Below are 12,063 nucleotides of genomic sequence, written 5' to 3' on the forward strand. Positions count from 1 at the left end.
TATGGTTCGGAAAGGGATTAATGCACGTTTTGATAAAATGTAAAAAATGAAGGAGGGGTTTGTAACCCCTCCTTCATAATAATGCTTGATACAACCCTTCGATTGTGATGACATCCGGCTGGGTGGGTAAATCTTCTCCTGCGGAACAAGCTGCTAACATATGACCGTGATCCAGCCGCAGGCTGAGGAATGGATATGCGGCTGCTTCTGGCGAGTGCCAGTTCCCGTCAGCATTGCGGATCATGGAGAATGAATCAAGTGGCATGGACAGGCCCATGCCGACGGCCTTGATGTAGCTTTCCTTCAGCGTCCATAGTCGGTAGAAGGTCTCCAGTTGCATCTCAGCGTGCTCTCTAGCCAGAAATTGGCTCTCTGTGAGAGAGAAGAATCGCTCCGCAATCTTCATGTCGATAGGCGCTATTTTTTCAACATCCACACCCAGAGCAGCGTCACCGCCAGAGATTAAAGCAATCCAATCGCCGGAGTGCGAGACATTAAATTGAACATCAGCATGGTGACTGAGGGAAGGTTTGCCGTATTTGTTACGGGTAAACGAAAGCTCTCCCGGCCTTAGGCCAGTCAACTTGCTCAGCGCCACACGGGTCAACACTTCACCCAGAACAGAGCGATAGGCGTCCGCCTGATGTACAAAACGTGAAGCTTGTCCTCGTCTTTCCTCAGATACTCGCGACAGAAAAAGATTCCAGTATGACTCCGGCAATTCTGCCGGAACTTGAAGAATTTGAATCGTTATCATCATTTATCACCTGACGATGTATTCGGCATGGATTGCACACTTTCCTTTATAATCATCGGTTTATCGGGTCTGCGCGTGTCGCTTCATACCTGCTTTGTTCTTTTCCATTCTTCATGTGCAGCCTGTACCCGTCCCCACATTTCTTTGCGTTCCACTTCTGTGTAATTCACCAACGGTTCGTGGAATTTCTCAGCCAATACGTCTTTCCACTCGGTGTAGGTTTGAATTTCCTTTTTGCGGATACCTTCACGGTCATGCATCCGGAGCATACATCCACGTAGTTCGTTGCTTTGGAGAGCATGCCTCTGACGGAGTAAAAATGTGTTATGCCAAGGCGAATCGGCTGACTGGCTGTAGAATTCATGCTTGGGAATGAACTCCTCCAGGTTGGTAAGCTCTTCGGGAGCGAAGTCGACACCCTCACTTGGCCCGTTCGGCTCATATTCAAGTCGCCATCCGCCAGGAGCTACGGATGAAGGCATTAATGTATACGTAAACGGCGCCGAACCGTAGGTTCCATAACGAAGAGGAAGCGGTTCAAAGGGCATGCCGCCCAGACCGACGTCCACAATCCAACGTTCCACATTCGGGTCTGCATCTGGCAAAGAGACCGACAGACCGAGATGGAACGAGTTCACACGTGGCTGCTCTCCATATGGCTGAACTCCGGCACGATGCCAATGCACCGTATATCCCAGAGAGCGAAGCAGAACGCTGAATGCGCCATTCAGATGAAAACAGTAACCACTGCGGCCTTGCAATATAAGCTGGACCGATTCTTGAAGATCAATGCCCGCAGGCCGACCTGCAAAAATATCGACCGTTTGCCAGGATAGATGCTGCACATGTGCCTGCTGGATTTCGGATAGGAATTCCAGGGTGGGTTCCTTGATATTATGAATGCCTATCCGTTTCAGGTAGGCCTGTATTTCAGATGGAGTCAATGTAACATTCATCCAGATCACCTCGAGTCATGTAGTGGGCGTATTATTAATTGCTGCTGCCCTGAATTCATTGTAAAAGTGAACGGATGAAATGAATACACTGGTTTGCTTCAATTGTACCGGTACAGTTAAAATTCCGTTTTTCTAGAAACGTGTATATTTTCCTCGCATCTCACTGTACTGGATATGAATTCGGTTTTCAGGGTGAGCGTCTGTTGTATAAAGGACGATGAGGAATAGCCACTCGAGCGGTTTCATCAATAGATAGACGATATCGGCGGTCCATTCGGAACGAATATGTTTACTAATTGGATATCCATAGCGATTGTACACACCTCGAACTAAGCCATGGAACCGCGGTGTATACTGCTCCATAACATGCTCGAATGCGTTGGCGATCATGAGTTGCCGGTTAACGTGAATGAGGTGGCCATGTCGTATGCCTGCTCGCACGGGTTTGACCCATTTTTGATGTCCACCGGCTGCAACTGTACATAGATAGTGCCCATCACCGGGAATCATATTTGGCGGTGGAGCCGGCAGTCTGGAGTAATTGAAGCTGCTTGTATCCAGAAATACGCGAATGGCGCTATCCGGGCGTTGTCCAAACAGAATAAGGATCAGTTGTATAACAAGCTGTAAGGGAAACATCAGAATGGTCCACACCATCGGGGCGGTATGAAAGCGAATGATAGACCGGTATAGCAGTCGTTGCCATTTTGGTAAATGCTCCATATCCAATGACGTTGGATATTCAACCAGAGTAGCCTCGATAAAGCCATCCCATGAACGTTTCAATCGACCAATATATAGGAAGATGAGTGATAGATAGCTGCTCTGCAACAGAAGCACAGCAAACATCAAGAACATGCCCGTCTCGGTGTACCATGCAATGCCGGTATGCGTGATATAGACGATACCCCAAACAATATTCAATACAAGGATACTGCTGCATAAGGTGTAAATGATCGGTGAGAGCTTACCTGGACGTGTGAACATTGCTAAATAAGCGAGCAAGCCAAGCAATAACGTGACCAAAAGGACAAGAAGACTACGGTGATCCAGCGTGGCGTAATTGGATGCCATCAGGCCGGAATCTTCATACATGGATAAGGGTTCTCCTCCCTGAACACCCATACTGTCTATTGCAAGACCTGCTGCGAAAAGCAATAGAGTGATGGTCAGAAAAATAAATTCGAACACCTTGAGAAGTTTCCGGCCATTTCCCGAAGCCTTTTTCAAGAAACTATTCAACATAATCCACCCGGAGGCAGCAGGAAGGATCAGGAAGAGCCCTATGAATTGAATCGTTGCATACAAAATATTTCCTCCTTCGATAGCAGTATCGTCTATTGTAGGTTAGAAGACTTTATATGGCAATAATGACCATTATAGAAAAAATGCGACATCGTATTGAGATGATTCTAGGTTTATTACCTATAATAGTAAGTAACAGTAAAGGTTACGCATACACATCTTTCCATCAATGGGAGCGTTATTTCTTTTTCTTGGTATGTTAACCGTTTGGAGTGGATATAGGTTAGAATATAGATAGAAAGCAAGATTAGGAGATGGAAAAAATGGCTAATGATGAAGTGATTTTGACACAGGAAGGCTTGGAAAAGCTGGAGGACGAACTGAGGGAATTAAAGACGGTGAAGCGTAAGGAACTGGCGGCGCGTCTGAAACTCGCGATCAGTTACGGTGACCTGAAGGAAAATAGTGAGTATCATTCAGCCAAAGATGATCAGGCTTTTATGGAAACCCGCATTTTGATTCTGGAGAAAATGCTGACCAAAGCAAGAGTCATCACTTCGGACAATATCGACTCGAACAAAGTAAGCATTGGCTCAACCATTCTGCTTAATGATATCGAATTCGCCGAGAAGATTGAATACATGCTGGTTGGTCCGGCCGAGGCGGATGTTGCTGATAACAAAATATCGTACGAAAGCCCGCTTGGCAAAGAACTGATGGGCAAAGAAGTAGGCAGTGTCATTCATGTCAATGCGCCGATGGGCATTATCAAATATGAGTTGCTTGAAATTAAAATTTAATGGGAATAAAGGTGTTTCGGCAACCATGGAAATGGCTGTTGGAACACCTCTTTTTTATTCTTGCAAAATAATATTCAGCTCCGTTTTTTTCGTCCATCCAGAATTTCACGGGTCATGGCATATACAACCCAGAGCAGGATCACGATATGGATCATCGCAATGGAAATACCCATGCTGTACATCAAGTCATTGGTCAGTCCCGAACCGTGCATGCTAAAGCTCGCTCCATGTCCTCCGCCAAAGTTACCATGCTCACCACCGATGCGAGATAGCCCTTCCTCAGCTCCAAAGTCGCCACCAGAGCCCGTGCTCATGATCATGGCAATATTTACGTATGTAGTCAGGGAGAAGGTGATTGCAGCGTACATCCATTTACGTTCAAAGAACGGAACTAGAACCAAGAATAACAAAGCAGGTATGCTGTAACGTTCATGAATTTCCGTTGGCAGCATAAAGAAGGCGAGATTCACCGCTGCACCTGCAATGAGCAGGGATGGAATACGAATTTCCTTAATCAGCAGTAGATAGGCCGCTACTCCAACCACGGCAATGGCAAGCAGCAGCAGACCAAACATTTTATACGTTACTATGCCAAACAACACCGTAGCATCGCTGGTTCCCGGATCACCAAGCAGGTGATACCAGATATTCATGGCGTTCAGCGAAAGCTGCGGATACATATTAACGGCGCTTCCGTAGGCGTTGGTCAGCATGGTGCCGAGGGTTCCGTTTGCAGCAAAATAGAGAAGCACAGGCAGGATAGCCATCATTAATCCTGCTACAAATAGAAACGTGCCGCGAAATCGCCTGTGATAAAGCTGGCGTAGTAATACAATACCGATCACCGGAACAATGACAATCGCCTGAAACTTTGCCAGCAGGGCAACGGAGAACAATACACCCGCCAATAGAGGATTACATAGCAGCAGAACGGTAGACAGCACCATTAATGTACTGTGCAGGATGTCGATCTGTCCCCACATGGCGCTGTCGACCAGCAGACCGGGGTTGAAGGAAAGAACTGCAAGCAGCACCAAACGTTTGCCAGAGCTTAGCTTTTTGAATGTGAGGGTCAAGACCGCCAAGGACAGCATATCAAAGGCGATAGGCAGTATTTTCATGGACAGATTGCCAGCTGAGGCGGTTATGCCGAGCCCACCCAGTATCCAGCAGTACAACCCCAGAATGAAGATAAACAATGGGGGATAGTTCTGATCTTTTCCATACAGGTATGATTCACGAACCCCGTATTGGTGGACGGCATTCATCCAATCGACGAACAGGGACTGATCTCCGATATAACCCCTGAATTGTGTTCCAAGGTACAAACGCAGCAATAGACCGCCAGTGAAAATTAGAGCCGCATACAGCCAGAAATGCCTGTTCCATCGGGTATTTGGATCTCTGTAGCTCAGTGTGTTCATCCTTCTCCTCCTCAGCATGGGCGATTGAGATTGGTGCAAGTATAGGTGACCAAGCTGAAAAAGGGATGAATTTTGGGTCATGTTTTACTCGGATGGAAGCTTAAAGTTTGCTGAAAGACAAGGAAGTGAAAAGATGTATCATGCAATAGATGGAGAGAGGGTCCTGTGAACAGGACCCTCTCTTTTTATGGTTTGGTGGTAGTTTGGGGTTAATGGGGAAGGGGATTAGCTGGCTTGGTTACATTGCTCGGTTACTTGCTCTTTGGCATAGGTATGGAGTGTTTCCGTCAGTTTGCTGGAATCCACGCCTTTTTCTTTGGCAATCGCAGTTAACGTTTTTCCATTCTTCAGTTGGGTTTGCAGCTCATCTGCGGATGTGTTGAACAACTGGGCAGCCTTGGCCAAATAACCGCTGTCCTTGAATTGCTGCTGCTCTGTGGTTAAAGTACCGGTCGTGTTTTTCCAGGACTCATTCAGTTGAGAAGTGACCCAGCTTTTTTCTTTGGTTACGACAGTATTAATGACTTTGCTCTTGTCTACGCCCTGATCCTTGGCAATATCAACGATGGATTTACCAGCCTTGATTTGCTGATTCAACTCCGTTTGCGACAGGTTGAGTGCAGATGCCGCGGCAGATTTATTCAGACTAGTCAGGTTATTGGATGACGTGGTATCCGTTGATTTTGCTGTAGCCGCAGCCGTCTTGGATGTGGTTGAAGTGGTCGTAGACGTTGTTGTTACCGTCGTTACGGTGGTCACTTTTTTGGTCAGGGAATTATTCAGCTGCTTGGTCAGGTCTGTCTTGATAGAAGCCACTTTGGCTTGCGTGAGCTTGCCGGACTTCTGATCACTTGCGAGCTTGGTCAGCTGTGGCTGCAACAAGGCGTTGGTTACTTTAGTTGTGCTGACGCCCTTTGTTTTAGCCAGATCCGCCAACGTTTTACCAGCCTGGAATTGCTTTTGCAATTCCGTTTTGCTCAGGCCGAGTACTTTTTGCAGCGATGTATTGGAGCACAGGGAGTTCTGATCCAGACTGATATTATATCCATTCGAACTCACCTTGGCATTCGTTGCAGCAGAGACTTGAGTTACAGCGGTCGGGGTGGCGGCAAATACTGAAGCCGATGTGGCAGAGAAGATCATCGTTGCACCCAGCATGGCAGGAATCCATTTTTTCATTGTACATTCACTCCTAATTTTGATTTATTTTTTGTTGCACCCTTACTGTAATCCCGAAAGGTGAAAAAACGGAGAAAGACAGACTGGGGTATTTTTACAAACGCGATGTATTGGACACGGACCATCTGGAAGTGCGAGAATGTTTGAAAATTAAACCGGGCAGGGTTGGCGTGCTCGTCTTTATCACATACTGCTTCTTAGGAGGTTCACATTGACTACACACCGCATACTGCTTGCTGAAGATGATTCCTTGTTGGGTGAGTTGATTGTTCATATGTTGGAGAAAACCGGCTTTGGGACTGTAGAATGGGTGGGAAATGGGGAAGACGCCTATCACTATTGCATGGATTCTCATTATGATGTGGCTGTACTGGACTGGATGCTGCCTGGATGGACAGGGCTATCCGTATGCAAGAAATTAAGAGAGAACGGCTATGCTGGAGCAATCTTGATGTTAACCGCCAAGGACGCGCTGTGTGACCGGGTTCAGGGATTGGATGCAGGAGCAGACGATTATCTAGTGAAGCCATTTGAATTGGAAGAGCTTCAAGCCAGGCTGAGAGCCTTGTGTCGCCGTAATTATGCACCGCTGCTGGAAGAGGTTGCTGAGCTGGATGGTCTGTATCTGAATCGTTCCAGCCTGACGCTGAGTATGGAAGAGGAGGTCATCCAGTTAAGCCCTCGTGAATTTCAGATGCTGGATCTGTTGTTACGGAACAAGAGCGCTACCCTCAGCCGCGAATTAATCCTGGAACGGATCTGGGGGTACGACTCGGACGTTTCGACCAAAATTGTGGATGCCACGATTAAGCTGCTGCGCAAAAAACTTGAGCTATTCAACAAACAACACCTGATCCATAGCATCCGAGGGGTGGGCTACAAGCTTGAACAATAGAAAACGAATAGGTAGAGACGAACAAGGCATCCATCCAGGAAGAACTAAAGGAAATTTGTTCGGTCGTACGCAGGGTCGACTTACCCTCACATACAGCAGCCTGACGATTGTGCTGCTTGCACTATTTGTAGGCGTGGTCTATGTTCTGTTATCTTACATTGTCATCAATGGTCAGAAGGATAATCTTCTCTCTCTCGTTGCGGTTGAGCGGGCTTTGGTGGAAAAGAATATGCAAGAAGGCAAGGCCGGAGATACGCTGGATAATCGAAGGTTATGGGGATCGGGCAGCGACCAGTTCTTCTATTATGTCCTCGGTTCGGACGGCAAAGTGATCTCAGGCAATGAAATGTTCCCTGGGATGCGTTCAGACCTTCTGGGGCTTGTACAGGACTGGAAACCACGTGCCAAGGAGATTAAAGAGGTAAGCCTGAGCGTTCCCGCAGATGTATTGGATAACGGAGAGGAAGATGCTGCACCCGTTGCACCATCGACTCTCCATCTGATGGTAACCGGCCAGAATGTGCTGACCAAGAATGGTCCAGAAATGACGCTCTATGCGGGTATTAATGTAACGCCGCAATACAAACTGCTGCACAGGCTGCTAATGCTGCTAATTTTATTGGCGATTCTGTTTGTATTTATTGCCTGTCTCATCGGTTGGCTGATGTCCCGTAAAGCGATGGTTCCTATTGTGAAATCCTACAATCGACAACGTGAGTTTGTAGGAGATGCTTCTCATGAGCTGCGCACTCCGCTGAGCGTGCTGCTGGCATCCGTTAACGCCCTTGAGCTGGAGCTTGGACAGGACGCACCTTCTTTTGCCAGAAGAACCCTTTCCAACATGAAAGATGAGATCAGGCGAATGACACGTATGGTGCAAGATCTACTCGTTCTGGCACGGTCTGACTCGGATGAGCTTGAACTGGTCAAGCGGGATTTCGATTTTCGTCCGATTGCCGAAAAGACGATGCAATCCATTCGGCGTCTCAAAGCGGCAAAGGGCATTCGAATGGAGCTGGAAGGGCCTGATAAGATGGTTCTCAATGGCGATCCGGAGAAACTGAGACAGGTACTGACCATTTTGCTGGATAATGCTGTGAAGTTTACTCCACGGGGTGGGGAGGTTCGCGTGGTGCTGTCGGATCGGGATAAAGATGGACGTCCTATCTTCCATTTGTCTGTAGCAGATACGGGCGTTGGCATCAGGCCGGAGGATGTGGAGCGAATCTTCGATCGCTTTTATCGTGGGGACAAATCACGTACACGTGGTCCGGGAGGACACGGTTTAGGGCTTGCGATTGCGAAGTGGATAGTGGAAGCCCATCATGGTCAGATTGCTTTGTTAAGCGAAGAAGGCAAGGGCAGCATATTTAATGTAGACATTCCTGTAAATAAATAACATTTCGATTAATTTCGATTTTCGAATGACCTGAGTGGATGACTGTTATATAATAACGGAAAATCTTAGAACAGATGGAGTAGATATAATGAATTTCAGTAAGTCCAGTAATTCCAATTTGAATCAAGACGAACCGGGCAAAGGTGAACGCTTCTCACAGGCCGGATTTATCCTGGCTGCCATTGGTAGTTCAGTGGGCCTCGGCAACATGTGGAAGTTTCCTTATATTACGGGAGAGAATGGGGGAGCGGCGTTTTTCCTGCTCTTTATCGTTTGTCTCCTATTGATTGGTCTGCCCGTATTGCTGGCTGAGCTTGCGATTGGTCGTAGCGGCAGAGGAAGCGCGGCTACGGCCTTTATCAAAGCGGGTGGGCAAAAAGGGTGGCTTGCGGCTGGTTTGCTGCAAGTATTGACGCCGTTTATCATTCTTTCCTTTTATGTCATCATTGCAGGCTGGACGCTGCAATATGCAGTGACGTCATTCAGCGGCACGCTGTATAACAATCCTGACTATGCTGGGCAATTTGGTGACTTTGTAGGCGGTTATATGCCGATTGTGTGGCAGCTGATCTCAGTTCTGATTACAGGCTGGATCGTAGCCAAAGGGGTATCGAATGGGATCGAGAAGTTTAACAAAGTGCTGATTCCAGCGATGCTCGTTCTGCTCATTATCCTGATGGTTCGTGCAGTGACTTTGCCAGGAGCTGGTGCGGGAGTTTCCTTCTTCCTGAATCCTGACTTCTCGCAGCTTACGACTGAATCTGCGCTTGTTGCGCTTGGACATGCTTTCTTCTCCCTATCGCTGGGTATGGGTATTCTCGTGACATACGGTTCATATGTTGATAAAAATCAATCGCTCGGTGCAGCAACCATTGCTGTCGGTGCGGGTGACTTGATCTATGCATTCATTGCCGGTCTGATCATATTTCCAACGACATTCTCCTTCGGGATTGCACCAGATCAGGGCCCGTCGCTGATCTTTGTGGCTCTGCCGGCAGCCTTCTCGGCTATGCCGCTGGGCTTCGTGTTTGGTGGGTTGTTCTTCGTGCTCCTAGCGATTGCGGCGTTAACTTCGGCTGTATCCTTGCTGGAAGTTCCGGTGAAATATTTCATGGAGAGACTATCCTGGAGCCGGAGTCGTTCGGTATGGACCATCTCACTTGCGGTCTTCATCGTTGGGCTTCCTTCGGTATTGTCGCTTGGATTGTTCCCTGAATGGAAGATTGGCTCGAAGAGTGTGTTCGACTGGATGGACTTTATGGCATCCAACATTTTACTTCCGATTGGTGGATTGCTCGTTACTATTTTTGCCGGATACTTCTGGAAAAAGGCAGCCGAAGCTTCCGGCCTGCGTGCAGGCTGGTTCCGGGTATGGCTGTTCATGCTGCGTTATATAGCGCCAATCCTGGTGCTTCTGGTTCTGCTGCACACCTCCGGTATTATTCACTTCTAAACGGTTGGGAATTGAAGTGGAGAAGTACGTTACTGTGCAGATTTGCCATTGATAAAACCTCTTGGAAGAAATGCAAAAGCCCTTGTGTTCCCTCGTCAATTTTGGGACAATACAGAGTAGAGGTTTTTTCGATAGACCGATAAGCCATATGCTTTTTGCGAAAAGAGGACAATAACATGATTAAATCATCCATATATGGATTAACATTAGAGCAACTACGTGACTGGCTACCGGAGCACGGACAGAAGAAATCCCGTGCTTCCCGCATCTGGGAATGGTTATATCAGGAGCGTGTGCACGATTTTACAGACATGACGGACGTGCGTAAGGAATGTCTGGATGTCATTTCCGAGCACTTCACGATGAACTCGCTGAGTGAACATGTGAAGCAGGAATCCGCTGACGGCACCGTGAAATTTCTGCTGCGTATGCAGGACGGTAATCTGATTGAAACGGTCTTAATGCGCCAAAAATACGGTCTCACTGTATGTGTAACTACTCAAGTGGGATGTAACATTGGTTGCAGCTTTTGCGCGAGCGGGCTGATCAAGAAGAGCCGCGATCTGTCCGGTGGTGAGATTGTGGAACAGATTATGCATGTACAACAGTATCTTGATGCAGCTGGTCAAGGCGAGCGGGTAACTAACGTGGTCGTAATGGGAATTGGCGAGCCGTTTGACAATTTCCAGAACATGACTGACTTTATTGAAGTGATCAAGCATCGTAAAGGGCTGGCACTTGCGGCTAAACGGATCACCGTATCCACGAGTGGGCTACCTGACAAGATCAAGGAATTTGCAGACAGCAGTCTGCAGGTTAATCTAGCGATCTCCCTGCACGCACCGAATAACGAACTGCGGACACATATCATGAAGATCAACCGGGCCTTCCCGATTGAACAATTGATGGATGCAGTGGATTATTACCTGGCTACGACGAACAAGCGTATTATGTTTGAGTATATTTTGCTCCGGGATGTCAACGATCAGCGTGAACATGCGGCCGAACTGGCTGAACTGTTGTCCAGCCGCAAGAGTATGGTCAGCATCAATCTGATTCCGTATAATCCGGTGGATGAGCACAGTCAGTATCAGCGGAGCACGGAAGAGTCCATTCTGGGCTTCTATGATACGTTGAAAAAGAATAACATTAACGCAACTGTACGCATGGAACATGGTACCGATATCGATGCGGCCTGCGGACAATTGCGTAGTAAGCAGATGAAAAATAATGCCACTGAATCTCAGCCAGGTCGTCTGGCTTTGGGATAAGGATGCAAGAGAAGAAGTCAGGTTAACGCCTGGCTTCTTTGTCACGTTATTGCAGTCAAATTGACATAGAAGGTGCAAGTTAGGTTGCAAAAACAGAAAATAAGGTTTGTACGATTCGTTACAATCCCAAAATGGTTGAATCTCCATTAATAGCACTGACTGGGTTCATTAGAAACCAAAAAGAGCATCCCAAAGTCTTGTTCTTGAACTTTGAGGATGCTCTTTTTGTATTTATTTCAGTTTTTTGGTCATCAGTAGATGAGGAATGCCATCTTCCATGAATACGTCCGAGGCTGCCGTGTATCCGAGACGTTCGTAGAATCCGGAGGCTTGTACCTGTGCGTGCAGCTTGGCTTTCTCCAGCCCTTGAGCGAGAGCCATCTGCTCCAGCTTATCGATCAGCACACGACCAAGTCCATGTTTCCGATAATCGATCATGACACAGATCCGTTCCAATTTGGCAACATTTTCGACCACACGTAGTCTGGAAGAGGCGGCAGGAACGCCGTCTACGTAGAGCAGGATATGTTTTGCTTCCGTATCCAGTGCATCATAAGCATCGAATTCGTCCTCAGCCGGCACCCCTTGCTCTTCAACAAAAATAGCGGTACGAATGGCGAAGCAGGCGTCGAGCAATTCCTGGTTATTAACTTCAACAATAGTTGTATTCATGAATGTTTCTCC

11 protein-coding genes are annotated in these 12,063 nt (G+C 47.4%); 5 read left to right on the forward strand and 6 right to left on the reverse strand.

Features of this window, described 5'->3' with window-relative positions; translation table 11 throughout:
• Positions 1 to 73: 73 nt before the first annotated feature.
• The 3 genes from AC4PM4_RS09710 to AC4PM4_RS09720 form a co-directional block, all read right to left on the reverse strand.
• Complete coding sequence (locus AC4PM4_RS09710) at positions 74 to 757, reverse strand: 4'-phosphopantetheinyl transferase family protein (RefSeq protein ID WP_176854526.1); 684 nt, start codon at positions 755 to 757, stop codon at positions 74 to 76.
• Between the two features lie 83 nt (positions 758 to 840).
• Positions 841 to 1,713: an arylamine N-acetyltransferase family protein gene (locus AC4PM4_RS09715; protein WP_269054288.1), complete on the reverse strand. Its 873-nt coding sequence runs from the start codon at positions 1,711 to 1,713 to the stop codon at positions 841 to 843.
• Positions 1,714 to 1,845: 132 nt separating this feature from the next.
• On the reverse strand, positions 1,846 to 3,021 hold the full coding sequence (locus AC4PM4_RS09720) for a DUF6688 domain-containing protein (protein WP_269054289.1): 1,176 nt from the start codon (positions 3,019 to 3,021) through the stop codon (positions 1,846 to 1,848).
• A gap of 260 nt (positions 3,022 to 3,281) precedes the next feature.
• Here AC4PM4_RS09720 and greA point away from each other — a divergent pair, with 260 nt between their 5' ends.
• On the forward strand, positions 3,282 to 3,758 hold the full coding sequence (greA, locus tag AC4PM4_RS09725) for a transcription elongation factor GreA (protein WP_063565893.1): 477 nt from the start codon (positions 3,282 to 3,284) through the stop codon (positions 3,756 to 3,758).
• Positions 3,759 to 3,832: 74 nt separating this feature from the next.
• Here greA and AC4PM4_RS09730 read toward each other — a convergent pair whose 3' ends face one another.
• Both AC4PM4_RS09730 and AC4PM4_RS09735 read right to left on the reverse strand, forming a co-directional pair.
• Positions 3,833 to 5,182 (reverse strand): hypothetical protein, encoded by a 1,350-nt coding sequence (locus tag AC4PM4_RS09730; protein WP_491613476.1) that lies wholly within the window; start codon positions 5,180 to 5,182, stop codon positions 3,833 to 3,835.
• A gap of 225 nt (positions 5,183 to 5,407) precedes the next feature.
• A complete protein-coding gene (locus tag AC4PM4_RS09735) occupies positions 5,408 to 6,361 on the reverse strand; it encodes a hypothetical protein (protein WP_072733820.1) in 954 nt (317 codons plus the stop codon).
• Positions 6,362 to 6,572: 211 nt separating this feature from the next.
• Between AC4PM4_RS09735 and AC4PM4_RS09740 the strand changes: the two genes are divergently transcribed.
• From AC4PM4_RS09740 to rlmN, 4 genes are all read left to right on the forward strand, one after another.
• A complete protein-coding gene (locus AC4PM4_RS09740) occupies positions 6,573 to 7,256 on the forward strand; it encodes a response regulator transcription factor (RefSeq protein ID WP_491613477.1) in 684 nt (227 codons plus the stop codon).
• Complete coding sequence (locus tag AC4PM4_RS09745) at positions 7,246 to 8,655, forward strand: sensor histidine kinase (protein WP_274568925.1); 1,410 nt, start codon at positions 7,246 to 7,248, stop codon at positions 8,653 to 8,655. The genes AC4PM4_RS09740 and AC4PM4_RS09745 overlap by 11 nt, the downstream gene beginning before the upstream one ends.
• 88 nt (positions 8,656 to 8,743) lie before the next feature.
• Positions 8,744 to 10,108: a sodium-dependent transporter gene (locus tag AC4PM4_RS09750; protein WP_063565896.1), complete on the forward strand. Its 1,365-nt coding sequence runs from the start codon at positions 8,744 to 8,746 to the stop codon at positions 10,106 to 10,108.
• A 176-nt stretch (positions 10,109 to 10,284) separates the two neighbouring features.
• Positions 10,285 to 11,379 (forward strand): dual-specificity RNA methyltransferase RlmN, encoded by a 1,095-nt coding sequence (rlmN, locus tag AC4PM4_RS09755; protein ID WP_491613478.1) that lies wholly within the window; start codon positions 10,285 to 10,287, stop codon positions 11,377 to 11,379.
• A 231-nt stretch (positions 11,380 to 11,610) separates the two neighbouring features.
• Here rlmN and AC4PM4_RS09760 read toward each other — a convergent pair whose 3' ends face one another.
• A complete protein-coding gene (locus tag AC4PM4_RS09760) occupies positions 11,611 to 12,051 on the reverse strand; it encodes a GNAT family N-acetyltransferase (protein ID WP_491613479.1) in 441 nt (146 codons plus the stop codon).
• Positions 12,052 to 12,063: the final 12 nt, after the last annotated feature.

Source organism: Paenibacillus sp. MDV22-iso6, from assembly GCF_058408365.1.